Genomic DNA, 21,958 nt, shown 5'->3' on the forward strand with positions numbered 1-21,958 from the left:
TGGCGGCAATGGCTACATCAACGAATACCCGCTGGGCCGTTTGTGGCGCGATGCCAAGTTGTACGAGATCGGCGCGGGCACCAGCGAAATTCGCCGCATGCTGATTGGCCGCGAATTGTTTGCCGAGACTTGTTGAAGCCTTTTTCCTGGACTGCGACAATCACCGCATGAGCACATCACTGCAACACCTTTTTGACAACAACCGTGAATGGGCCGCGCGCATGGTGCGCGAGAACCCTGCGTATTTCTCACGTCTGGCCAACCAGCAAACCCCCAAGTACTTGTGGATCGGCTGCTCTGACAGCCGGGTACCCGCCAACCAGATCACCGGGCTAGACCCTGGAGAGGTCTTTGTGCACCGCAACGTGGCCAACGTGGTGGTGCATTCCGACCTGAATGCCTTGTCGGTCATTCAGTACGCGGTCGATGCCTTGAAGGTCGAGCACATCATGGTGGTGGGCCATTACGGCTGCGGCGGCGTATTGGCTGCCACGCGGGGCATGCGGGTGGGTCTGGCCGACAACTGGTTGCGACACGTACAAGACGTGCGCTTGCGCCACCGCCAACGCCTGAACCATTTGCCGCAAGCCGAACTCGAGTCCGCCATGTGCGAGATGAACGTGATTGAGCAGGTCGGCAACGTCGCCTTGTCCAACGTCATGCAAGACGCCTGGAGCCGTGGCCAGAAGGTCACCGTGCACGGGTGGATTTACGGTCTGGACGATGGCCTGGTGAAAGACCTGGGTGTCAGCATGACCGGTGCCAGTGAGGTGGTCGACGTCTTCCGTCGCGCCTTCAAGCGTTACCCGCGCGGCGGCATGTGATTCAGGTGACAGACATGCGAGGTGTACATCTTCCGATGTCTTCCTTGCGCAGCGCAAAACAACGAAAGTTGATTTCTTTTTGAACAGTTGGAGAACACCATGTCTGATCCCATCGTCATCGTCAGTGCTGCCCGAACCCCCATGGGCAGTTTTCAAAGTGACTTCGCCAGTCTGGCCGCGCACGACCTCGGGGGGGCCGCCATCAAGGCCGCTGTCGAACGGGCTGGCATCAGCCCCGAGTTGGTCACCGAGGTCTTGTTTGGCAACTGCTTGATGGCGGGTCAGGGCCAGGCCCCAGCGCGTCAGGCGGCCTTCAAGGGTGGCTTGCCCAAGAGCGCAGGTGCGGTCACCTTGTCCAAAATGTGTGGCTCAGGCATGCGCGCAGCCATGTTCGCGCACGACGCGCTGGTGGCCGGCACGCACGATGTTCTGGTGGCTGGTGGCATGGAAAGCATGACCAACGCGCCTTACTTGATGCTCAAGGGCCGCAGTGGTTACCGCATGGGACACGACCGAATTTTTGACCACATGATGCTCGACGGACTGGAAGACGCTTACGAGCCCGGCCGCAGCATGGGCACCTTTGGCGAAGACTGCGCTGCCAAATACAACTTCACCCGTGCCGAGCAAGACCACTTTGCCACCACCAGCGTGCAGCGTGCCAAGGCCGCCACCGAGTCGGGCGCCTTTGCCGCCGAAATCACGCCGGTCACCGTGAAAGACCGCAGCGGTGAGCGCGTGGTGTCCATTGACGAAGGACCGGGCAAAGTCAAGCTCGACAAGATCACCAGCCTCAAGCCCGCCTTCAAAAAGGACGGCACCATCACCGCCGCCAGCAGCTCGTCGATTAACGACGGCGCCGCTGCCATGGTGTTGATGCGTGAAAGCACGGCCAAAAAATTGGGTTGCAAGCCGTTGGCCCGCATCGTCAGCCACGCCACCCACGCCCAAGAGCCCGAATGGTTTGCCACCGCCCCCGTGGGCGCGACCCAAAAAGCCCTGGCCAAAGCCGGCTGGAAGGTGGCAGACGTGGACCTGTGGGAAGTCAACGAAGCCTTTGCCGTGGTGCCCATGGCGCTCATGAAAGAGCTGGGCGTACCGCACGACAAGGTGAATGTGAATGGCGGCGCTTGCGCACTGGGGCACCCCATTGGCGCATCGGGTGCGCGCATCATGGTGACGCTGATCCACGCGCTCAAGGCCCGTGGCCTCAAGAAGGGCCTGGCCACGCTGTGCATCGGCGGCGGTGAAGGCACGGCCATTGCCCTCGAACTGGTTTGACGAATGTCGACTGTCCTGCTCATCGGCGCATCGCGCGGCATCGGTTTTGAACTGGCACGCCAGTACATCGAAGATGGCTGGCGCGTTATCGCTACTGCGCGTTCGGACGACGGGCTCGCTCTCCTGAAAACCTTGGGTGCCGAAACCTTGCGACTGGATGTGGCCAACCCGGCCAGCAACTCAGGCTTGGCTAGGCAACTCGACGGCGAGAAGATCGATTTGGCTGTGTATGTTGCCGGGGTAGGCGATCGGGACTCTGCCGTATCTGCGCCCACCCGAGATAAATTCGATCTGTTGATGCACACCAATGCCATGGGGCCCATGATGGTGCTGCCACAAATCGCACCCATTTTGGCCCAGTCTGCTGGTACTTTTGCAGTCATCAGCAGTCACTTCGGCAGTTTGACATTGACCGAATCCAGCATGGCGGTGCTCTATCGAATGAGCAAGGCGGCGCTGAACATGTACATCCGATGTGCTCAGCATGACTTTCCTGAAATTGGCTGTATGGCCTTACACCCCGGCTGGGTGCAGACCGACATGGGGGGGCCGCAAGCGCCTGTGAAAGTGCAAGACAGTGCAGCCAGCCTGCGCCAAACGCTAGAGGCAGTGCGTACTCAACGCGACCCGAAACACCGTGGCGCATTTTTGAACCATGACGGCAGCACGCTGCCGTGGTGACCCGATAAAGAAAGAGCCCCATGCTGCTGACCCCCGACCAGGAAATGATCCGCGATGCCGTGCGCGACTTTGCCCAGCGCGAGCTGTGGCCCCACGCCGCCGAGTGGGACAAAAAGCACCACTTTCCCAAAGAAGCACACAAGGGTCTGGCCGAGCTGGGGGCTTATGGCATTTGTGTGCCCGAAGAATTGGGCGGCGCGGGTCTGGACTATGTGACGCTGGCGCTGGTGCTGGAAGAAATCGCTGCCGGTGACGGCGGGGTCAGCACCACCATCAGCGTCACCAATTGCCCTGTCAACGCCATCTTGATGATGTACGGCAATGCCGCGCAAAAAGAGCAGTGGCTGCGGCCTTTGGCCCAAGGCCAGATGCTCGGCGCGTTCTGCCTGACCGAGCCGCATGTGGGCTCGGACGCTTCGGCCCTGCGCACCACGGCCATGAAAGTGGGCGACGACTACGTCATCAACGGCGTCAAGCAGTTCATCACCAGCGGCAAGCATGGCGATGTGGCGGTGGTGATCGCTGTGACCGACAAGGGCGCCGGCAAGAAAGGCCTGAGCGCCTTCTTGGTGCCCACCAGCGCGCCCGGCTATGTGGTGGCCAGGCTCGAAGACAAGCTCGGACAGCACAGCAGCGACACCGCGCAAATCAACTTTGACAATTGCCGCATTCCGGCTGAGAACCTGATTGGCCAGGAAGGCGAAGGCTACAAGATCGCCCTGTCGTCTTTGGAGGGTGGGCGCATCGGCATCGCCGCCCAAAGCCTGGGCATGGCGCGCAGCGCACTCGATGTAGCGATTGACTATGCCAAGCAACGCGAGAGTTTTGGCACCGCCATCTTCAACCACCAAGCGGTGGGGTTCCGTCTGGCCGATTGCGCCACGCAACTCGAAGCGGCGCGCCAGCTGATTTGGCACGCCGCCAGCCTGCGCGACGCGGGCCGCCCTTGCCTGAAAGAAGCCGCCATGGCCAAACTGTTTGCCAGCGAAGCGGCCGAAATGGTGTGCTCTGCCGCCATCCAGACTTTGGGCGGTTACGGCTATGTGAGCGACTTCCCGGTCGAGCGCATTTACCGCGATGTGCGTGTGTGCCAGATTTACGAAGGCACCAGCGACGTGCAGAAAATCATCATCCAGCGCGCACTTTGAGTTCAAGAATGGCCGGGAGGTGTTGGCCCTTCACGTATGATTTCGGATTATGAACATCATTATCCTGGGTGCGGGCCGTGTGGGCGAAAGCGTCGCTGAAAGCCTGGTTTCCGAGCAAAACGACATCACAGTCATCGACCAGGACCCAGCACGCCTGAGGCTGCTCGAAGAGCGCCTGGACCTGCGCGGAGTGGTGGGCAACGGCATTCAGCCCTCGGTGCTGCGCGAAGCAGGTGCCCAGGACGCTGACATGCTGATTGCCTGCGCGGCGGCTGACGAGTCGAATTTGGTGGTCTGCAAGATCGCACACGACGTTTTCAATGTGCCCACCACCATCGCCCGGTTGCGCTCACCCGAGTTCAACGAGGGTGATGAGTTGCTGGGTAAGTCTGGCTTTGCGGTGGACCATGTCATTTGCCCCGAAGAGTCGGTGATGCGCTGCATCCAACAGCTCATCCAGTACCCTGAGGCCTTGCAAGTGCTTGAGTTTGCCGATGGCCGTGTCAGCCTGATCGTGGTGCGTGCAGCGGCCGACAGCTTGCTGGTGAACCATACCATCGCCGAGTTTCGGGCCCGATTGCCCGATGCCGAGATGCGCGTGGTGGCGCTGTACCGGCAAGATGCGCAAGTGGATGCCTTGCCCGAGACCCGCATCCTGCCCGGCGATGAGGTCTTTGTGCTGGCTGATACGCGCACGATCCCCATCGTGTTGGGCGGCATCCACAAAACCGACAAACCTGTGCAGCGCCTGATGTTGGCGGGTGGTGGCAAAGTGGGCTTGCGCCTGGCGCGCATTCTGGCCGATACCTACGACGTGAAGCTGATCGAGCACGACAAAAAACGCTGTGAATACTTGGCCAGCCAGTTGCCATCCAGTACCCTGATCCTGAACGGCGACGGAGCCGATGAAGACCTGCTGCAGGAAGAGAACGTGGGCGAGATGGACCTGTTTCTGGCACTGACCAGCGACGACGAGGACAACATCATGTCTGCCATGTTGGCCAAGCGCATGGGCGCACGACGTGTGATGGCCCTGATCAACCGCCGCGCATATGCCGACATGATGCAAGGCAGCACGATTGACATTGCGATCTCGCCTGCGCAAACCGTGATCGGTGAGTTGCTGGCGCATTTGCGACGGGGCGATGTGGTGGCGGTGCACAGCTTGCGGCGGGGTGCAGCTGAGGCCATGGAGGGCATTGCGCGTGGCGATATCAAGACGTCGAAACTGGTCGGGCGGCGTGTCGAGGCAATCAAACTGCCCCAAGGGGTGAGCATGGGCGCCATCGTGCGCGGAGAAGGCAAAAAGTCCGAAGTGCTGATGCCGCACCATGACACCCTGATCGAATCCAATGACCACATCATCTTGTTCATCCCCAACAAGTGCGATGTGCGTGCGGTGGAAAAACTCTTTCAGGTCAGCGCGACCTTCTTTGGCTGATGTTCACGTTTTTCGCTCCCGTGTTGTCTTTGATGGCGCGCATCCTGATCACGTTCTCAGTCACGTTTTTGGTGCCTGGTATCTGGGCCTGGTTTGAAGACCACCACGACCTGCAATGGATCTGGCTGGCTGGTTTTGCTTTGACGGCTGTGAGTGGCTTGGTGCTGGTGGCGATCACGCAAAAGCACCAGCGAGAATTAAATACCAAAGACGGCTTCTTGTTGGTCAACATGGTGTGGCTGGTCTTGCCTGCGTACTCGGCTCTGCCCCTCATGTTTTTGGTGCCTGAAATTACCTGGTTCAAAGCTTACTTCGAGGCCATGAGCGCGCTCACGGCCACGGGCGCTACGGCGCTTTCGGGGCTTGACCATTTGCCGGTTTCGGTCAACATCTGGCGCTGCTTTCTGCAGCTGATCGGTGGGCTGGGCATTATGCTTTTGGTGGTGGCGGTCTTGCCCATGTTGGGCCTGGGCGGTATGCAGCTGTACAAGACCGAAACGCCCGGCCCCATGAAAGACACCAAATTCACCCCGCGCATTGCCGAGACGGCGAGGGGTTTGTGGGGTGTTTACTTTTTGTTTTCGGGCGCGTGCCTGCTGGCTTACCGCTGGGCTGGCATGAGCTGGGCCGATGCCTTCATGCACATGTGCACCACCATGGGTCTGGGCGGTTTTTCTTCTTACGACGCCAGTTTTGGGCACTTCAATTCGCCCATGATCGAGTGGGTCGCGATTGTGTTCATGACCCTGGCCGGCATCAGCTTTGTGCGCTACTTTGTGGTCCTGCGCAGCCGATCCCTCCTGCCCATCAGCAACGATCGGGAGATTCGCACTTACCTGAGTGTCTTGTTGGCCTCCACCTTGTTGGTGATGGCCTTGCTCTTGGTTCATGGCGTTTATGAAAACGGCTTGGAGGCCTTGCGCATCAGTGCTTTTCATGTGGTGTCTTTGGCCACTACCACCGGTTATGCCGCCACCGATTACTCGCAGTGGCCAGTGTTTGCCCCTATTTTGTTAATGTTTCTTGGCTGCTTTGCTTCTTGCGCCGGCTCCACGGGCGGTGGCATCAAGATGGTGCGCATGGTCTTGCTGATCAAGCAAGCCCGACGCGAGCTGGTGCGCATCATCCACCCCCGTGTCATCAACCCGGTCACACTGGGCGGTGCCGTGATCCCCATGTCGGTCATGACGGCGGTGCTGGGCTTCATGCTTATTTATGGCGGTGCGACCATGGGCCTGAGCATGTTGCTCTTGCTCAGCGGCTTGGACATCGTGACCGCATTCTCGGCTGTCATCGCCACCGTCAACAACATCGGCCCCGGCTTGGGCCAGGTCGGCCCCTCTGGCAATTACGGCGGTCTGAACCCCTTCCAGCTGGGTGTTTTGAGCTTTGCCATGCTACTGGGCCGACTGGAGCTGCTGTCGGTGCTGGTCTTGTTCAGTTCGCACTTCTGGCGCAAATAATGCAGGCACTTTTGCCGACAACACAAGGAGACACGCATGCCCATCACCAAAGGATTCCAGGTACTCGTTGATGAGGCCATGGGTCAAATCACGACCTACAGTGTGGAACAGGTCAAAGCCCGCTTAAATGATCCAAAAGTGCAAATTGTGGACATTCGCGATCCGCGAGAGCTAGAACGTGAAGGCACGGTGCCGGGTGCCTTGTTGGCCCCGCGGGGCATGCTGGAGTTTTGGGTTGACCCTGCCTCGCCTTATTTCAAGCCGGTGTTTGCAGATGAAAGCAAAGAGTTCATTTTGTTTTGCGGGGCTGGCTGGCGCAGCGCTCTGGCTACCAAAACCCTGCAAGACATGGGCATGACCAATGTCGCCCATATCGACGGCGGCTATGGCGCTTGGAAAAAAGCCTTTGCGCCCATGGTCACGCTGGAACAGCACAAGGCTGAAAACGTTGCACGCAAAGCGCCTTGATTCGCTGCAAACGATCTGAAAAAATCAGGCTTTTGGCGGACATGAATTTGCAAGCTTGTCCCTGTGGTCGCTGCACGGCCAAAGGCCAAGCCTTTGCCTTGGACCATTGCTGTGGCCCTTTGCACGCGGGCCAGGCTGCACCCGATGCTGAGCGCCTCATGCGCTCGCGCTACAGCGCCTTTGTGCTGGGCGATGTGGCGTATTTGCTGGCCACCTGGCATACCAACCAACGACCTGCTGAGCTGACACTCGACGCTGGGGGAAAGTGGCTGGGCCTGGAGATCAAGCAACACCGCAACACAGGCGAACACACCGCCGAGGTCGAATTCGTCGCCCGCTTTCGGGTAGTCGGCAAGGCCGTTCGCCAACACGAGCTCAGCCGTTTTGTACGTGAAGCCGATCGCTGGTTTTATGTGGACGGCGATGTGCTCTGAAACCTTATGATCACCCGCATGAACTTTGAAGCCATTTTGTTTGATTGCGACGGCGTGCTGGTGGACAGCGAGGCCATCACCTGCGGTGTGTTGCGTGACATGTTTGAGCAGCAAGGCTGGCGCATGACGCTGGCTGAATGCATGCAGCGTTTCGTTGGCCATACGGTTAAAAGCCAGCGCATAACCATCGAGGCGAACACCGGCCAGCCTCTCACCGATGCCTGGCTGGAACAGTTCTTTGCCCTGCGCAACGAGCGACTGACGCAAAGCATCACCGCCATCGAGGGCGTGCATGAGGCGGTGGCGCATTTGCATGACCATTGCCAGGGCCGCATCGCCGTGGCTTCCGGCGCTGACCGTTTCAAGGTCGAGATGATGCTCAAGCAAGTGGGCTTGATGGCTTTTTTTGAGGGCCGCATTTTCAGCGGGCACGAAATGCCGCGCAGCAAACCGCACCCCGATGTGTACCTGGCGGCTGCCGCCCATTTGAAGATTGACCCGGTGCGTTGCCTGGTGGTGGAAGACACCACCGTGGGCATCACGGCTGGCGTGGCAGCAGGTGCTACCGTGTGGGCCTATGCTGCCGCGCCGGCTGAGCATGCGCCGCTGCTGCGGGCGGGCGCGCAGCGGGTGTTCACAGGCATGCACGAATTGCGCTTGGGCTGACGCCAAACTGCTCAGCCCGGCTGAGCCCCTCTGAACCCATCGGGCGTCTGGCCTGTCCAGCCCTTGAACGCCCGCATGAAACTCTTTTCGTTCTGAAAGCCCACTTCCGAGGCGATCTGTTTGATCGGACGCTGTGTGCGCAGCAGCAAGTCCATGGACAGGTCACGGCGCACGGCATCTTTGAGTTGTTGCAGGCTGGCGCCTTCGTCTTTCAGTTGCCGGTGCAGCGTGCGTGCCGACAGGTTCAGCCACGCGGCCAGATCGCTGGCGTTGCGGCTGTGTTCGGGGTGCTCGGCCAGGGTCTGGCGGACTTTTTCGACCAGCAGGCGGTCACGCCGGTAGGGCCGGACTGTGAGCAACAGGGCACGTTGTAACATGCGTTGCAATGCGGCTTCGTCACGGCGCACGGGTAAGTTCAGGTAGCCCGCATCAAACTGCAGGCTGTGCATGGCGGCATTGAATTGCGTGGGCCCGTCAAACAGCACTTGGTAGCTGTCGGCGTGCGTGGGGGGTGCAAATCGCAAGGTGGTTTGCAGCAGCGGAATGCGCGAGTCGGTCAGCCAGCAGGCCACGCCTAAAGCGTTGCGCAGCACCGAGACCACGCAAAACTCCTGCAGTGGGCCCAAATCGCAGCCTTCGTGCAATTCCAGGCTGGCGATGCCATGGTCCTGGGAAATTTTCAAATGGATGTCGTCGGTCAACAGGCCGTGGTGACGGCACCAGCGTTGCAGCGCCACGCTCAAGGTGGGGGCCGTCAGCGATGCGCGCACCAGCATGCCGTAACTGCCCCAGGGCAGGCGTCGGCTGAACCAGCCCAGAGCCTCATCGTCCAGCGCTTTCATGGCGGTGGCGGACAACCACTCCATTTGCAGGGCGGTGATGCGCGCCTCAGCTTGATTCAGTAAGTTTGGCGCAATTTGTGCTGCGGTCAGCGCGGGCAAAGGGTCCATGCCACGTTGTGCGTAGGCAGTGGCAATGGCCCGCACAAAAGCCATGGGTGTTTCTGTTCGGCCTGAGGGGCTCAGGTTGGGGATGTCCGTATCGTTGGGGCGCATGTTGGTATAAATTGTGGCACGATTTGCAACCCATTTGACACCCGACAAGCTGCAAACAGGCCTAAGCTGATGGCCATTGCACCTTGAATGCCCGGTTTGGCCAAACCAGGTGGTGCTTTGACAAGGAATCCCCATGACAGTTTTGCACTCCCTACTGAACCCGCGTTCCGCCGATTTCCAGCACAACGCTGCCGCCATGCGTGGCCTGGTCGATGACCTGCGCACCCATCTGGAATGTGTGGCTTTGGGCGGGGGTGATGCCCCGCGCGCCAAGCACACCGCGCGTGGCAAGTTGCTGCCACGCGACCGTGTGCAAATGCTGCTCGACCCCGGCACGCCCTTCCTGGAAGTGGCGCCCTTGGCTGCGCTCAACATGTACAACAACGACGCGCCCAGTTCGGGTGTGATCGTGGGCATTGGCCGTGTCAGCGGGGTGGACTGCATGATTGTCTGCAACGACGCCACCGTGAAGGGTGGCACCTATTACCCCATGACGGTGAAAAAGCATTTGCGCGCGCAGGAAATCGCGCAACAAAACCGCTTGCCCTGCATTTACCTGGTCGATTCGGGCGGCGCCAACCTGCCCAACCAGGACGAGGTTTTTCCGGACCGCGACCACTTCGGCCGCATCTTTTTTAACCAGGCCAACATGAGTGCGCTGGGCATCGCGCAAATTGCGGTGGTCATGGGCAGCTGTACCGCGGGCGGCGCGTATGTGCCCGCCATGAGCGACGAAACCATCATCGTCAAAAACCAGGGCACCATCTTTCTGGGTGGCCCGCCTTTGGTCAAGGCGGCCACGGGCGAGGTGGTCACTGCCGAAGACTTGGGCGGCGGTGACGTGCACACCCGCTTGTCTGGTGTGGCCGACCACTTGGCGCAAAACGATGTGCATGCCTTGGCCCTGGCGCGACAGGCTGTGAAAAACCTGAACGTCCAAAAGGCACCGAACATCGCGACGCATGCCCCCGTGCCACCCAAGTTCGATGCGAAAGAGCTGTATGGCGTGATTCCCACAGACACCCGCAAGCCCTTCGATGTGCGCGAGATCATCGCCCGCATTGTGGATGGCTCCGAGTTTGACGAATTCAAGTCGCGCTTTGGCACCACCTTGATTTGCGGTTTTGCGCGCATCGAAGGCATGCCGGTGGGCATCATTGCCAACAACGGCATTTTGTTCAGCGAGTCGGCGCTGAAAGGCGCGCACTTCATCGAGCTGTGCTGCCAACGCAAGATCCCGTTGGTGTTTTTGCAAAACATCACCGGCTTTATGGTCGGTCGAAAATACGAGAACGAAGGCATCGCCCGCAACGGCGCCAAGATGGTCACCGCCGTGGCCACCGCTGCGGTGCCCAAATTCACCATCATCATTGGCGGCAGCTTTGGCGCGGGTAACTACGGCATGTGCGGCCGCGCTTACAGCCCGCGCTTTTTGTGGATGTGGCCCAACGCCCGCATCAGCGTCATGGGTGGTGAACAGGCCGCGAGCGTTCTGGCCACCGTCAAGCGCGATGGCATTGAAGGCAAGGGCGGGCAGTGGAGCATGGAAGAAGAAGAAGCCTTCAAGGCGCCGATCAAGCAGCAATATGAAGACCAGGGTCACCCTTACTACGCCACCGCCCGCATCTGGGATGACGGCATCATCGACCCAGCCGATACGCGCCGCGTGCTGGCGCTGGGCCTGAGTGCATCGCTGAACGCACCGATTCCCGAGACGAAATTTGGACTTTTCCGCATGTAATGTGTATGATTTTGAAAATATATACACATTAAGGGGCTGAAAACATGCGAACCAACATCGAAATCGACGACGACTTGATGGCCGCCGCTATGGCGGCGGGCGGATTTAAGACCAAAAAGGAAGCGGTCGAAGAGGGCTTGCGCCTGGTGCGTCGGCGTCAGGTCTACAACGGTTTGCTGGCCTTGCGTGGCAAGTTGCAATGGGACGACTCAGACGCCGCTTGGGCGCAAGCCGGCACGCCAGAGGCTTCAGTCATGGCTGCCCAAGAGCCTCAGGGTGTGTACGACGTGAAGCCCAAGCCTGCAGCCACGACCGGACGCTCGGCAAAAGCCAAGAAACCGGCCGCGGCAAAACGGAGCAAGGCCAAATGATCTTGGTGGACTCCAGTGTCTGGATCGACTTTTTCCGTGAAGGGCGAAGCACGCAAAGTCAGACCTTGGCCCGTTGCTTGGGCGATTCCAGTGTGGAGGTCGGCATGGCTGATCTGGTGCTGTTTGAGGTCATGCGTGGGTTTCGCGAAGGGGGCTTGATGCGCGAAGCCCAAACACTCTTGAGCGCATTGCCGCAGGTGGAAATCGGGGGCACAGCGCCTGTGTTGAAGGCGGCAGAGCGTTACCGGCGATTACGCAGCCAGGGCCGCACCGTGCACAGCCCCATTGACGTGCTGTTGGCCAGCTACTGCATGACCCACAGCCACGCGCTGCTGCACCGCGACGCGGATTTTGAATCACTTCAAACTTTGGGAGGGCTGGACACATGGCCGCATTGAAACCATCACTGAGTCCTTTTCACACCCACTTCGACCAACAAGCCCGTTACCACGTCTGGGCCACGCACCGTCTGCTTGAGGCGGTGATGCCTGTGGCCGACACAGACTACTTCAAAAATCTGGGTCTTTTCTTCAAGAGCATTCACGGCACGCTTAACCATTTGTTGGTCGCTGAACACCTGCTTTGGTATGCACGTTTTTCTAAGGGTGCTTCGCCACTGTTGGGCTTGGACACCGAAGTGGAGCCCAACCGCGAACGCTTGGCGCAGGCACTCAATGGCGGTTCGGCCAATTGGGAGCGACTCATCGCCACTTGGCCAGCCGAACGTTTCGACGGACAGCTGGACTACCGGACCATGAAAGGCGTACCGCAGTCATTGCCGTTCGCGGCCGCCCTGGCGCATGTCTTTAATCACGCCACGCATCACCGTGGGCAGATCACCGCCGCGCTGACGGCTTTGGGCCAGCCCAGCCCCGAGTTGGACTGGGTCTATCACCTGCAATTGGAAGCCGCCGAGGCGAAAAAAGTATGAGCACAGCCCTGAACATTTCCACCCAGAGTGGCGTACAGACCATCACGCTGTCGCGCCCCGATGTGCGCAACGCCTTCAACGACGAAGTGATTGCCGAGCTGAAAAACGCTTTCCTGGCGGTGGCGCAAGACAGCGCCGTGCGCTGTGTCGTGCTGGCTGCTGAGGGCTCGGCCTTTTGCGCTGGCGCAGATCTGAACTGGATGCGCCGCATGGCCGACTACACCCACGAAGAAAACCTGGCCGATGCGGGTGAGTTGGCCGCCATGCTGCGCGCCATCTACCAATGCCCGCAGCCGACCATCGCCAAAGTGCAGGGCGATGTGTATGCCGGTGGCATGGGCCTGGTGGCCGCGTGTGACATGGCGGTGAGTGTTGACACCGCCCATTACTGTTTGAGCGAGGTCAAGCTGGGCCTGATCCCAGCGACCATCAGCCCGTATGTGATTCGGGCCATGGGCACGCGTGCGGCGCACCGCTACTTTTTGACGGCTGAGCGCTTTGGCGCTGCCGAGGCGCACCGCATCGGCCTGGTGCACGAAGTGGTTGCCGTGGATGCGCTGGATGCCAAAGTCGCCGATCTGACGCAGGCACTGGTGAATGCCAGTCCCGACGCCGTGCGTGCCTGCAAGAAATTGTTGCAGGACGTGGCCGAGCGCGAAATCAACGACGCGCTGGTGGCACGGACGGTGGCCGGCATCGCCGATATCCGTGCCAGCAGTGAAGGCAAGGAGGGCGTGCAGTCCTTTTTGCAAAAAAGAAAACCATCCTGGTTGTTGCCTTGACTGTGCACATGCGCTTTGCTCACGCCATCATGCTGGCCTGGCTGCTGAGCCTGCTTGCCACCCCCTCGCTTGCGCAGACAGCCGCCGAGGCGCTGCCGATTGCCAAAGACTTGCACGAACAGGTTTACCGCATTCCGGTGTCGGTGCAAGACCTTTACGGTCGCCGGGAACAGCGTCAGATCCCGGTCACGGTGTTCAAGCCGGTGGGCGATGGGCCATTTCCGATGGTGGTGCTCAACCATGGCCGCGCCACCAGCCGCGAAAAAATGGCCCAACCTTTGCGCTATCGCTATGAACAGCAGGCCCGTTATTTGGTGGGCAAGGGCTTTGTGGTCATGGTGCCCACGCGTGTTGGCTATGGTGAAACCTTTGATGGCTTTGATCCTGAGTTCAGCGGCGGTTGCGCTCAGCCTCGGGTAGAACCCATGAGCCTGGCCGCATCAGATCAGGTGCTGGCAGTGGCCGAATTCGCACGCAGCTTGCCGTTCATTGATGCTGCCCGTTGGTGGGTCATGGGCCAATCGGTGGGTGGCTTGACCACGGTCGCCACTGTCTGGCGCAAGCCACCCGGCTTGCAAGGCGCGGTAAATTTTTCAGGAGGCACGGGGGGTGACCCTGTGGCACGGCCAGGCCGCTCGTGTGCCGCCACGCAGATTCAACAACTCTGGAAAACCCGAGCCGCTCAAGCCCAAGCACCCATGCTCTGGCTGTATTGGGAGAACGATCTGTTTTGGGGGGCTCAGGCGCCGCGTGACTGGCACCGGGCATGGGTGGAGGGGGGCGGGCAAGCCGAATTCCATCAGTTGGGGGCGGTCGGCCAGGACGGGCACTCTGGGTTCAGCGCCGACATGGACCGTTGGGTTCCTTTGGTCGACGCCTTTCTGGCCAAAGCGGGTTATACCCAGTCGGCCTTGCCACCCGTGCCGGAGGCGAGCAATTTTGCCCAGCTGGACGATATTGACAAAGTACCGGTTGGGGTTGAGACCCGAAAAAATTTGTACACCCGTTTTCTGGCCAGCCCATTGCCTCGCGCTTTTGCCATCGGTCCTGGAGGCGCTGGCTTTGCCACAGGCGATTGGGCTGTGGGCCGTGCATTGGGGTTTTGCCAGGCACGTCGTGGCATCGTTTGCAAGTTGTACGCCTTAGATAACCAAGTGGTTTGGAGAAATTAACATGTTCAAAAAAATTCTGATCGCCAACCGTGGCGAAATCGCTTGCCGTGTGGCGGCCACTGCCCGCCGTCTGGGCATCAAAACGGTGGCTGTTTATTCAGACGCTGATGCAGGGGCCAAGCATGTGCAGGCTTGCGATGAGTCGGTGCATGTGGGCGGCAGCGCCCCCAAAGACAGCTATTTGCGCTGGGAGCGAATTCTGGAAGCGGCGAAAGCCACGGGTGCCGAGGCGGTGCATCCCGGCTATGGTTTCTTGAGCGAGAACGAAGACTTTGCCAAGGCCTGCGCGGCAGCCGGTCTGGTGTTCATTGGTCCGCCCGCATCGGCCATTCTGGCGATGGGCCTGAAAGCCGAATCCAAGCGATTGATGGAATCGGCCGGAGTGCCGCTCGTGCCTGGTTACCACGGGGTCGACCAAGATCCGGTACTGCTGCAACGCGAAGCCGACCGCATCGGTTACCCGGCACTCATCAAGGCCAGTGCAGGCGGCGGCGGCAAGGGCATGCGTGTGGTTGAAAAGTCCGAAGACTTCGCAGCCGCTCTCGCATCCTGCCAGCGCGAAGCCATCAACAGCTTTGGCAGTGATGCGGTGCTGATTGAAAAATATGTGCAGCGCCCTCGCCACATTGAGATTCAGGTGTTTGGCGACACGCAAGGCAATTGCGTGTATTTGTTTGAGCGCGATTGCTCGGTGCAGCGCCGCCACCAGAAGGTGCTGGAAGAAGCACCTGCGCCTGGCATGACCGAAGCCCTGCGCGCGCAAATGGGCGCAGCCGCAGTGGCGGCGGCCAAGGCGGTGAACTATGTGGGCGCGGGGACGGTGGAATTCATCGTCGAGCAAACGGCCTACGATCAACCCGAATCGATGAAGTTTTTCTTCATGGAAATGAACACCCGCCTGCAGGTGGAGCACCCCGTGACCGAAGCCATCACCGGGCTGGATCTGGTGGAGTGGCAATTGCGTGTGGCCCGTGGCGAGCCGCTGCCTTTGCGTCAGGATCAGCTGCGCATTCAGGGCCATGCCATCGAGGCGCGCATCTGCGCTGAGAACCCCGACAACAACTTTTTGCCCGCCACCGGGACCCTGCAGGTTTACCGCAAGCCACAAGCGACCCATTTTGAGCGAGGCAGCGTGCGTGTCGACGACGGCGTGCGCGAGGGCGACACCATCAGCCCGTTTTACGACTCCATGGTGGCCAAACTGATCGTGCACGGCGATACGCGTGAGCAGGCGTTGGCACGACTCGATACCGCTTTGGCGCAAACCCACATCGTGGGCTTGAACACCAATGTGCAGTTCTTGCGTCATGTGGTGCGCTCATCGGCTTTTGCCCAGGCGCAACTCGACACCGCACTCATTCAGCGTGAGGCCGCTGTGCTTTTCAAGCAGGAAACCGTGGGCTTGCCAGCGGCAGTGGCCGCAGTGGTGGCGCACACTTTGCACGCTGAGCAAGCCTTGCAGGGGCACGACCCGTTCAGCCGCCGCGATGGCTGGCAGTCGCATGGTGTGACGCAACGCCGCTTTGAATTTCTCTGGCAAGAGCAGCCGCGCTCTGCCCGTCTGAATTGTTTGCACGATGGCGCCTTGAGCTTGTCGCTGGAAGGCGATACCCCCGTGGCTGGTTTGCTGGGTTTTGCAGCCGACGGCGCCGGCTTGTGGGTGCAGTGGGGTGATGCCCCGCGTTTGTTCAGTCAACTCGATTGGCAAGGCGAAACCGCGCACCTGTTCACGCCCCAGGGTGCGACCCGCATCACCGTGCTCGACCCGCTGGCCCACGCGGGCGAAGCCGTGCAAGAAGGCGGTCGCCTGACCGCGCCCATGCCGGGCAAGGTGGTGTCGTTTGCCGTCAAGGCTGGGGACAAGGTCAAGGCGGGCCAGCCGCTGGCGGTGATGGAGGCCATGAAAATGGAGCACACCATCAGCGCGCCAAAAGACGGCGAAGTGGCCGAGTTGCTCTATGCACCCGGTGACCAGGTCGCCGACGGGGCAGAGCTGCTCAAATTGATCTGACAAAATCTCGGCATGAACATCACCATCTGTTTCCCCAGCCTCGTGCCCGAGCCTTGGGTGCAGGCCTTGCAACAAGCTTTGCCTGGGGCACAAGTGTCGGCATGGGCACCGGGCGCCCCGCAAGCCGATCACGCCATCGTTTGGGCGCCACCCCAGCAATTCATTGACCAGCAACTCGGCTTGAAAACCCTGTTCAACATCGGCGCAGGCGTGGATGCCTTGCTGCAGCTCAAGCTGCCGCCTGCGCTCAAAGTGGTGCGGCTGGACGATGCTGGCATGTCGGTCCAGATGGCCGAATACGTTTGCCACGCGGTGATCCGGCATTTCCGTGAGTTCGACGCCTACGACGCCGACACGCAGATGGGCAAATGGTCTTACCTCAAGCCGCGCAACCGCAGCGATTTTGCCGTCGGCGTGATGGGCCTGGGTGTGCTGGGTGAGCGGGTGGCCAAAGCCCTGCAGGTGTTCGAGTTCCCGGTCAACGGTTACAGCCGCAGCCCCAAAGACCTGCCGGGCATCCGGTGCTTCAGTGGCATCCAGGCTTTGCCCCAATTCCTGCAGGCCACCCGGGTGCTCGTCAACCTGATGCCGCTCACGCATGAAACCGAAAACATGCTCAACCAGGGCACGCTGTCGCAATTGCAAAAAGGTGGCTATCTCATCAATGTGGCCCGGGGCAAGCACTTGGTCGAAGACGACTTGATCGCCCTGATTGACACAGGACATCTGGCTGGCGCTACGCTGGATGTGTTTCGCACCGAGCCCCTGCCCGCAGCGCACCGTTTCTGGCAGCACCCGAAAATCACGGTGACCCCCCACACCTCCGCCCGCACCTTGCGCGAAGAGAGCATTGCCCAGATTGTGGGAAAAATTCAGGCTTTGCAGCGAGGTGAGGCGATCAACGGTGTTGTGGATCACCAGCGCGGCTATTGAAAAGAAAGAGAACCTTCATGTCGATTCCTTCCCGCGTTCAAATCATCGACGTCGGTCCTCGCGATGGCCTGCAAAATGAAAAGCAGCCTGTGCCGGCCCATGTCAAGATTGAGTTGGTGCACCGCCTGCAGGCTGCAGGCCTGAAAGAGATCGAGGTCACCAGCTTTGTCAGCCCCAAGTGGGTGCCGCAAATGGCCGACAACGCCGAAGTCATGGCGGGCATTCAGCGCGCTTCAGACGTGCGCTACTCGGTGCTCACCCCCAACATGCAGGGCTTCCAGGCGGCGGTGGCTTCCCGGCCCGACGAGATCGTGGTGTTCGCGGCGGCCAGCCAAGCTTTCAGCCAGAAAAACATCAATTGCTCCATTGAAGAAAGCATCGAGCGCTTTGCCCCGGTGGTGCAGGCTGCCCGCGATGCGGGCATCGCGGTGCGCGGTGCCATGAGTTGCACCGTGGGCTGCCCCTACGAGGGGGATGTTTCTCCTGAAAGTGTGGCGTATCTGGCCGGCCTGATGAAGCAGATAGGCGTGCAGCGTGTGGATGTGGCCGATACGATTGGCACCGGCACACCGCTCAAGGTGCAAAGGGCGATCGAAGCCACTCTGAAACACTTTGATGTGGCGAACATTTGCGGCCACTTCCACGACACCTATGGGCAGGCGCTGGCCAACACCTTGGCCGCGCTGCAAGTCGGCGTGTGGAATTTCCAGTCGTCGGTCGCAGGGCTGGGCGGTTGCCCTTACGCCAAGGGTGCAACGGGCAATGTGGCCACCGAAGAAGTGGTTTACATGCTGCATGGCATGGGCATCGAAACGGGCATTGACTTGGATAAGCTGGTCGATGCGGGCGCTTTCATCAGCGATTTTCTGGGCCGCAAATCCAATTCGCGTGTGGCCACTGCCGTTCTCAACAAGCGGGCGGGTTGACGCATGTGTGGCTCAGAACTGCATGCGCTGCCTGAAGGGGTGCAACGTGTGTCGCGCGCGCTGCACCATACCAGCCTGCCCGCTATCAGGTTTACGCAGACACCAGTTTGAGCGCTGGCTCGTTGGCTGAAGCTGCTTCGTCATTCAGTAAAGCCATCCGGAGTTGGTCAAAATCTTGCAAGATCATGATTCCTGGAATGGTTTGGAGCCGGGGTGATTTGGGCTCTATGACCCATGCTTTGTTGGCCAGGCAAAGCAAGTCATGGTCGTTGTCGTTGTCGCCTACCGCCCAAATGGTTTCAAAGGGCAGTGCAAGATTTTTATTTTTGAACAGTTTCACCACATGATGTTTTGAGATGCTGGCTTCGTTGGCGTCATCTGTATCGGACAAAAATGCACTGTTCAGTGTCAATTCCCCGGTGCAGACATCGCCCTGAAACTGCACCGTGTGAGCCAGTGCAAAATCGGCAAAAATCCTTTTCCGCAAAATTTCCGCAGCCACAAAATAACTGTCAGAGACGATCCCGACCATGAAACCAGCCCGCTTAAAAGCGTTTACGGCTGCGATCACGCCGGGGCGGATGGGCATTTCCTTGGCGACAGATTCAAATTTCTTGCGATGTACAAAACGGAAGAGCTGGGCAATTTGACGCGTTCGTGTCAGTGTGTCGGCGTTACCAGCATCCAGATGTTTTTCCAGCTCAAGGGCCTGGTCTGTGGCTTGAGCCAACATCGTGGCAAATCGGCTGCTGGTTACGGTGCCATCCATGTCCAGCAACAACAGTTTGCGTCTGCTTTTTTGACGCGTCATGACATATTCCCATGACGCAGTGGCTTGGCGCTGGTTTTCATACATGGCCGTGATCTGCTCCACATGAAGTCGACCACTTTCTCTGGCGCGGCTGTAAATCACCCGTGAAACTTCATTGGCCATCGAGGTCAAATCCAGCAGGGGTTGGCTGTCATGTTCCAAATGACCAATGTCAATCTCCATTAACTTCGCATGGTTTCGCCAAGCATCCAGCAAGAGGCCAATGTCAACCCCATAGCCGTCTTCAAAAGTCAATTGATTGAGCAGAGATCTGCGGGCTCCAATGATGCCCCCAAGGGGCTGATTGAAGTGGGCCAATTCGGGGAAAAAAACTTTCAACATGGGTTTGGCAGTCAACTCAGTCACGCGCCCCCCACCCCGTCCAAAGCGGGCTTTTACAAATTCGGCGCGACCCGCAATCAAGGGTCTGACCAGGTCGGTAATGATCCCGCTTCTGAGTCCTTTCAAGTCTCCATCCAAGAACACCAGCAATTCATGTTGTGCCACTCGTACGCCATCCGCCATGGAGGCCCCTTTGCCCAGCAAGGTGCTGGTGATCACTGTGGCACCAGCTTTGAGAGCTTGTTCGCGGGTGTTGTCAATGGAGCTGTCATCTACAACAATGACCTCGGCTGTGGCCGAGTCGCTGAAGGCGAAGCGCACCACATCGCCGATGCATGCTTCTTCGTTGAGTGCTGGGATGATGACCGTGACGCATGGCGTCAAGGGAGCCTCTAGCGTGAGGGGCTGTGCCACGGAGTCTTTAACGGCAGCCGTGTGATGGGGCGAAGAGCGCCTTCTTTTAAACGTCTTTTGAAACCAGGAAAAAAATCTATTCCACCATGCCATATGTTTCATGCCTCCTGAATTTCACAAGCTTTTGCATTTTACATTTGTTCAAATGTATTGGGTTATTGCTTTCAGCTTGTGTCATGAGTCCATCAAAGCATGGACAGGGGTGTTTGCGCTGCCGACTCGTCGACATCCAGTCGTTGAATCAGCTTGTTCAGGTCATTGGTCATTCGCAACAAGCTTGGCGTGTCAAGCTCGGCCAGCGCGGCGGGTAACACGCCCGAGTAGGGTTTTGGGACTTTGTCGAGAATTTTCAAGCCATCTGGAAGTGGGAATATCTCGACATGGCGCTTGTCTTGGGCTGACTTGTTGATCTGAACCAGGCCCGCTTTGTTGAGAGTACGCACCAAATTGCTCGCGGTTGATTGATGCACATCCATGTATTTGGCCAGTTGAGAAACACCGATACCAGGGTGATCGGCGATCAGGCTCAAAGTCCATATGTTGGCTCCGCCAATGCCCGCTTGTTTTTCAATTTTGTGAAAATGGCGGCGAACGGCACCAAACACCACTCGAAACTGGCGTAAAACTTGTGCTGAAAGCTCGATCTGATTGGTTTGTAAAGAAATAGCAGTGGCATCTGCAGGGGGATTGGGCGCATCGAGCTTCAATGGGTGCTCCAGGAAAACGGCTTGAGACAATGTTGCAGCAATGTAACTCAGGATGTAATGACGCGTGACGCGTGGACCCCATGGGATTCGGTCAATACCAATATTGCGTGTGCGCCCTTGTTGCAACAGTGACTTGCATGATGGGTTAACCTGCTGTCAAAATTTCAAAAGGTGTAATCCATGTGTGGCTCAGAACTGCATGCGCTGCCTGAAGGGGTGCAACGTGTGTCGCGCGCACTGCAAGAAGCAGGTCACTGCCATGCGCCGATCATGCTGGATGGTGCGGCCCGCACCGCGCAAGAGGCGGCGGATGGGCTGGGTGTGCTGCTGGGCCAGATTGCCAAAAGTGTGATTTTCAAACGCAAGCAAGACGGCGTGGCCGTGCTGGTGGTCACCTCGGGCGACCGGCGGGTCGACGAGAAAAAAGTGTCGGCGCTGGTGGGCAAGGTGGGCCGGGCTGATGCCGATTTCGTCAAGGCTCACACCGGCTTTTCGATTGGCGGTGTTTCCCCGGTGGCGCACCTCAACCCGCCTGTCACCTTGCTCGACCAGGACCTGTGGCGCTTTGCAGTGGTCTGGGCCGCGGCAGGTCACCCGCATGGCGTTTTTCAGTTGCAACCCGAGGACCTGAAGAACCTGACCGGTGCACCGGTGGTGGATGTGGTTCAGGCTACCTCAGAGGTGGCTGCATGAGCGAGCACTACTGGAAAAAACTGGCTGAGCGCGCTGCCCAGGTGCTGGCTGAGCCGGAGCCGCCGGCGCCCAATTCAGTGCCATCGCCTTGTGTCTCACTGTGCCTGATGCACCCCGGTGCGGGCTGGTGTGACGGGTGCTTGCGCACGCTGCCCGAAATCGGCGGCTGGAGCCGCGCCAGCGACGAGGAAAAACGGCTGGTGTGGTCGCAGATTCCTGAGCGCTTGTTGAAGCGCCAGGCGACTGACCGCTGAGTCCCCCCACTTTTGGCCCACGGCCCGGAGCCCCATGAAAACCATCCACTTCTACCTGGACTTTATTTCTCCCTACGCTTGGCTGGCCTTTGACGCCTTGCCTCAAAGCTTGCAGGGCATCAGTTACCGCGTGGTGCACAAGCCGGTGGTGTTGGGCGCCATGCTCAAGCACCATGGGCAGTTGGGTCCGGCAGAGATTCCCGCCAAGCGCGACTGGGCCTATCGCCAAGTGCAATGGCAGGCACGTGTTCAGGGCACCCCGTTACAGCTGCCCGCCAGCCACCCGTTCAATTCGTTGGGCTTGTTGCGCCTGGCCACGGCTTGTGATGTGGCAGGCGAGCCCAACCGGTTTGTGTGCGAAAAGATTTTCCGGCATGTCTGGTGCAGCGGTCTGGAGGCGGCCGACGCA

The 21,958-nt window shown here is 59.3% G+C and carries 25 protein-coding genes; 22 read left to right on the forward strand and 3 right to left on the reverse strand.

The window, feature by feature from the left end; translation table 11 throughout:
* The 10 genes from ACIQ3A_RS08715 to ACIQ3A_RS08760 form a co-directional block, all read left to right on the forward strand.
* A partial coding sequence (locus ACIQ3A_RS08715; protein WP_396431372.1) for an acyl-CoA dehydrogenase family protein occupies positions 1-136 on the forward strand: 136 nt, incomplete at its 5' end.
* A gap of 31 nt (positions 137-167) precedes the next feature.
* Complete coding sequence (can, locus tag ACIQ3A_RS08720; RefSeq protein WP_396431348.1) at positions 168-824, forward strand: carbonate dehydratase; 657 nt, start codon at positions 168-170, stop codon at positions 822-824.
* Positions 825-923: 99 nt separating this feature from the next.
* The gene (locus ACIQ3A_RS08725; RefSeq protein ID WP_396431349.1) at positions 924-2,105 is read left to right on the forward strand and encodes an acetyl-CoA C-acyltransferase; all 1,182 of its coding nucleotides are present in this window, start codon (positions 924-926) and stop codon (positions 2,103-2,105) included.
* A gap of 3 nt (positions 2,106-2,108) precedes the next feature.
* The gene (locus tag ACIQ3A_RS08730; protein WP_396431350.1) at positions 2,109-2,786 is read left to right on the forward strand and encodes an SDR family oxidoreductase; all 678 of its coding nucleotides are present in this window, start codon (positions 2,109-2,111) and stop codon (positions 2,784-2,786) included.
* 20 nt (positions 2,787-2,806) lie between these two features.
* Positions 2,807-3,934 carry an acyl-CoA dehydrogenase family protein gene (locus ACIQ3A_RS08735; protein WP_396431351.1) on the forward strand — a complete coding sequence of 376 codons (1,128 nt, stop codon included), beginning with the start codon at positions 2,807-2,809 and terminating at the stop codon, positions 3,932-3,934.
* A 49-nt stretch (positions 3,935-3,983) separates the two neighbouring features.
* A complete protein-coding gene (trkA, locus tag ACIQ3A_RS08740) occupies positions 3,984-5,375 on the forward strand; it encodes a Trk system potassium transporter TrkA (protein WP_396431352.1) in 1,392 nt (463 codons plus the stop codon).
* The gene (locus ACIQ3A_RS08745) at positions 5,375-6,838 is read left to right on the forward strand and encodes a TrkH family potassium uptake protein (RefSeq protein WP_396431353.1); all 1,464 of its coding nucleotides are present in this window, start codon (positions 5,375-5,377) and stop codon (positions 6,836-6,838) included. Before trkA ends, ACIQ3A_RS08745 begins: the two co-directional genes overlap by 1 nt.
* A gap of 36 nt (positions 6,839-6,874) precedes the next feature.
* Positions 6,875-7,306 (forward strand): rhodanese-like domain-containing protein, encoded by a 432-nt coding sequence (locus tag ACIQ3A_RS08750; RefSeq protein WP_396431354.1) that lies wholly within the window; start codon positions 6,875-6,877, stop codon positions 7,304-7,306.
* 41 nt (positions 7,307-7,347) lie between these two features.
* Positions 7,348-7,740 carry a YchJ family protein gene (locus ACIQ3A_RS08755; RefSeq protein WP_396431355.1) on the forward strand — a complete coding sequence of 131 codons (393 nt, stop codon included), beginning with the start codon at positions 7,348-7,350 and terminating at the stop codon, positions 7,738-7,740.
* Between the two features lie 18 nt (positions 7,741-7,758).
* Positions 7,759-8,406, forward strand: coding sequence for an HAD family hydrolase (locus ACIQ3A_RS08760; protein ID WP_396431356.1), 648 nt, complete (start codon positions 7,759-7,761; stop codon positions 8,404-8,406).
* Positions 8,407-8,417: 11 nt separating this feature from the next.
* Here the strand turns inward: ACIQ3A_RS08760 and ACIQ3A_RS08765 are convergent, their stop codons facing one another.
* Entirely contained in the window at positions 8,418-9,461 is a 1,044-nt protein-coding gene (locus ACIQ3A_RS08765; RefSeq protein WP_396431357.1) for an AraC family transcriptional regulator, read from the reverse strand.
* Between the two features lie 133 nt (positions 9,462-9,594).
* Here ACIQ3A_RS08765 and ACIQ3A_RS08770 point away from each other — a divergent pair, with 133 nt between their 5' ends.
* Genes ACIQ3A_RS08770 through ACIQ3A_RS08810 form a run of 9 tightly spaced genes read left to right on the forward strand, consistent with a single transcriptional unit; the run spans position 9,595 to position 18,328 of the window.
* Positions 9,595-11,202, forward strand: a complete 1,608-nt coding sequence (locus ACIQ3A_RS08770) for a carboxyl transferase domain-containing protein (protein ID WP_396431358.1) — start codon at positions 9,595-9,597, stop codon at positions 11,200-11,202.
* Between the two features lie 44 nt (positions 11,203-11,246).
* Complete coding sequence (locus ACIQ3A_RS08775) at positions 11,247-11,573, forward strand: type II toxin-antitoxin system VapB family antitoxin (RefSeq protein WP_396431359.1); 327 nt, start codon at positions 11,247-11,249, stop codon at positions 11,571-11,573.
* Positions 11,570-11,971: a PIN domain-containing protein gene (locus ACIQ3A_RS08780; RefSeq protein WP_396431360.1), complete on the forward strand. Its 402-nt coding sequence runs from the start codon at positions 11,570-11,572 to the stop codon at positions 11,969-11,971. Before ACIQ3A_RS08775 ends, ACIQ3A_RS08780 begins: the two co-directional genes overlap by 4 nt.
* On the forward strand, positions 11,959-12,504 hold the full coding sequence (locus ACIQ3A_RS08785) for a DinB family protein (protein WP_396431361.1): 546 nt from the start codon (positions 11,959-11,961) through the stop codon (positions 12,502-12,504). Before ACIQ3A_RS08780 ends, ACIQ3A_RS08785 begins: the two co-directional genes overlap by 13 nt.
* The gene (locus ACIQ3A_RS08790; RefSeq protein WP_396431362.1) at positions 12,501-13,286 is read left to right on the forward strand and encodes an enoyl-CoA hydratase/isomerase family protein; all 786 of its coding nucleotides are present in this window, start codon (positions 12,501-12,503) and stop codon (positions 13,284-13,286) included. Before ACIQ3A_RS08785 ends, ACIQ3A_RS08790 begins: the two co-directional genes overlap by 4 nt.
* Before the next feature lie 8 nt (positions 13,287-13,294).
* Positions 13,295-14,458, forward strand: coding sequence for an alpha/beta hydrolase family protein (locus tag ACIQ3A_RS08795; protein ID WP_396431363.1), 1,164 nt, complete (start codon positions 13,295-13,297; stop codon positions 14,456-14,458).
* Between the two features lies 1 nt (position 14,459).
* Positions 14,460-16,469: an acetyl/propionyl/methylcrotonyl-CoA carboxylase subunit alpha gene (locus tag ACIQ3A_RS08800; protein ID WP_396431364.1), complete on the forward strand. Its 2,010-nt coding sequence runs from the start codon at positions 14,460-14,462 to the stop codon at positions 16,467-16,469.
* Positions 16,470-16,481: 12 nt separating this feature from the next.
* A complete protein-coding gene (locus tag ACIQ3A_RS08805) occupies positions 16,482-17,402 on the forward strand; it encodes a 2-hydroxyacid dehydrogenase (RefSeq protein WP_396431365.1) in 921 nt (306 codons plus the stop codon).
* Positions 17,403-17,419: 17 nt separating this feature from the next.
* Positions 17,420-18,328, forward strand: a complete 909-nt coding sequence (locus ACIQ3A_RS08810; protein ID WP_396431366.1) for a hydroxymethylglutaryl-CoA lyase — start codon at positions 17,420-17,422, stop codon at positions 18,326-18,328.
* A 91-nt stretch (positions 18,329-18,419) separates the two neighbouring features.
* Here the strand turns inward: ACIQ3A_RS08810 and ACIQ3A_RS08815 are convergent, their stop codons facing one another.
* Both ACIQ3A_RS08815 and ACIQ3A_RS08820 read right to left on the reverse strand, forming a co-directional pair.
* Positions 18,420-19,997: a glycosyltransferase gene (locus tag ACIQ3A_RS08815; RefSeq protein WP_396431367.1), complete on the reverse strand. Its 1,578-nt coding sequence runs from the start codon at positions 19,995-19,997 to the stop codon at positions 18,420-18,422.
* A gap of 83 nt (positions 19,998-20,080) precedes the next feature.
* Complete coding sequence (locus ACIQ3A_RS08820) at positions 20,081-20,728, reverse strand: MarR family winged helix-turn-helix transcriptional regulator (RefSeq protein WP_396431368.1); 648 nt, start codon at positions 20,726-20,728, stop codon at positions 20,081-20,083.
* Between the two features lie 54 nt (positions 20,729-20,782).
* Between ACIQ3A_RS08820 and ACIQ3A_RS08825 the strand changes: the two genes are divergently transcribed.
* The 3 genes from ACIQ3A_RS08825 to ACIQ3A_RS08835 all read left to right on the forward strand — a co-directional run.
* The gene (locus ACIQ3A_RS08825) at positions 20,783-21,295 is read left to right on the forward strand and encodes a YbaK/EbsC family protein (RefSeq protein WP_396431369.1); all 513 of its coding nucleotides are present in this window, start codon (positions 20,783-20,785) and stop codon (positions 21,293-21,295) included.
* Positions 21,292-21,549 carry a DUF1289 domain-containing protein gene (locus ACIQ3A_RS08830; protein ID WP_396431370.1) on the forward strand — a complete coding sequence of 86 codons (258 nt, stop codon included), beginning with the start codon at positions 21,292-21,294 and terminating at the stop codon, positions 21,547-21,549. Before ACIQ3A_RS08825 ends, ACIQ3A_RS08830 begins: the two co-directional genes overlap by 4 nt.
* 34 nt (positions 21,550-21,583) lie before the next feature.
* The coding region (locus ACIQ3A_RS08835) for a DsbA family protein (RefSeq protein ID WP_396431371.1) at positions 21,584-21,958 on the forward strand (375 nt) is incomplete at its 3' end.

The sequence above is a fragment of the Limnohabitans sp. genome (assembly GCF_044361985.1).
GTDB lineage: Bacteria > Pseudomonadota > Gammaproteobacteria > Burkholderiales > Burkholderiaceae_C > Limnohabitans_A.

Excerpts from the sequence above, each read along its gene's own strand:
- ACIQ3A_RS08815 (WP_396431367.1), bottom strand. The coding sequence starts at position 19,997 with ATGAAACATATGGCATGGTGGAATAGATTTTTTTCCTGGTTTCAAAAG.
- ACIQ3A_RS08770 (WP_396431358.1), top strand. The coding sequence starts at position 9,595 with ATGACAGTTTTGCACTCCCTACTGAACCCGCGTTCCGCCGATTTCCAG.
- ACIQ3A_RS08755 (WP_396431355.1), top strand. The coding sequence starts at position 7,348 with ATGAATTTGCAAGCTTGTCCCTGTGGTCGCTGCACGGCCAAAGGCCAA.
- ACIQ3A_RS08775 (WP_396431359.1), top strand. The coding sequence starts at position 11,247 with ATGCGAACCAACATCGAAATCGACGACGACTTGATGGCCGCCGCTATG.
- ACIQ3A_RS08780 (WP_396431360.1), top strand. The coding sequence starts at position 11,570 with ATGATCTTGGTGGACTCCAGTGTCTGGATCGACTTTTTCCGTGAAGGG.
- trkA (WP_396431352.1), top strand. The coding sequence starts at position 3,984 with ATGAACATCATTATCCTGGGTGCGGGCCGTGTGGGCGAAAGCGTCGCT.
- ACIQ3A_RS08800 (WP_396431364.1), top strand. The coding sequence starts at position 14,460 with ATGTTCAAAAAAATTCTGATCGCCAACCGTGGCGAAATCGCTTGCCGT.
- ACIQ3A_RS08805 (WP_396431365.1), top strand. The coding sequence starts at position 16,482 with ATGAACATCACCATCTGTTTCCCCAGCCTCGTGCCCGAGCCTTGGGTG.
- ACIQ3A_RS08810 (WP_396431366.1), top strand. The coding sequence starts at position 17,420 with ATGTCGATTCCTTCCCGCGTTCAAATCATCGACGTCGGTCCTCGCGAT.
- ACIQ3A_RS08795 (WP_396431363.1), top strand. The coding sequence starts at position 13,295 with ATGCGCTTTGCTCACGCCATCATGCTGGCCTGGCTGCTGAGCCTGCTT.
- ACIQ3A_RS08785 (WP_396431361.1), top strand. The coding sequence starts at position 11,959 with ATGGCCGCATTGAAACCATCACTGAGTCCTTTTCACACCCACTTCGAC.
- ACIQ3A_RS08730 (WP_396431350.1), top strand. The coding sequence starts at position 2,109 with ATGTCGACTGTCCTGCTCATCGGCGCATCGCGCGGCATCGGTTTTGAA.
- can (WP_396431348.1), top strand. The coding sequence starts at position 168 with ATGAGCACATCACTGCAACACCTTTTTGACAACAACCGTGAATGGGCC.
- ACIQ3A_RS08825 (WP_396431369.1), top strand. The coding sequence starts at position 20,783 with ATGTGTGGCTCAGAACTGCATGCGCTGCCTGAAGGGGTGCAACGTGTG.
- ACIQ3A_RS08765 (WP_396431357.1), bottom strand. The coding sequence starts at position 9,461 with ATGCGCCCCAACGATACGGACATCCCCAACCTGAGCCCCTCAGGCCGA.
- ACIQ3A_RS08760 (WP_396431356.1), top strand. The coding sequence starts at position 7,759 with ATGAACTTTGAAGCCATTTTGTTTGATTGCGACGGCGTGCTGGTGGAC.
- ACIQ3A_RS08745 (WP_396431353.1), top strand. The coding sequence starts at position 5,375 with ATGTTCACGTTTTTCGCTCCCGTGTTGTCTTTGATGGCGCGCATCCTG.
- ACIQ3A_RS08735 (WP_396431351.1), top strand. The coding sequence starts at position 2,807 with ATGCTGCTGACCCCCGACCAGGAAATGATCCGCGATGCCGTGCGCGAC.
- ACIQ3A_RS08790 (WP_396431362.1), top strand. The coding sequence starts at position 12,501 with ATGAGCACAGCCCTGAACATTTCCACCCAGAGTGGCGTACAGACCATC.
- ACIQ3A_RS08750 (WP_396431354.1), top strand. The coding sequence starts at position 6,875 with ATGCCCATCACCAAAGGATTCCAGGTACTCGTTGATGAGGCCATGGGT.
- ACIQ3A_RS08725 (WP_396431349.1), top strand. The coding sequence starts at position 924 with ATGTCTGATCCCATCGTCATCGTCAGTGCTGCCCGAACCCCCATGGGC.
- ACIQ3A_RS08830 (WP_396431370.1), top strand. The coding sequence starts at position 21,292 with ATGAGCGAGCACTACTGGAAAAAACTGGCTGAGCGCGCTGCCCAGGTG.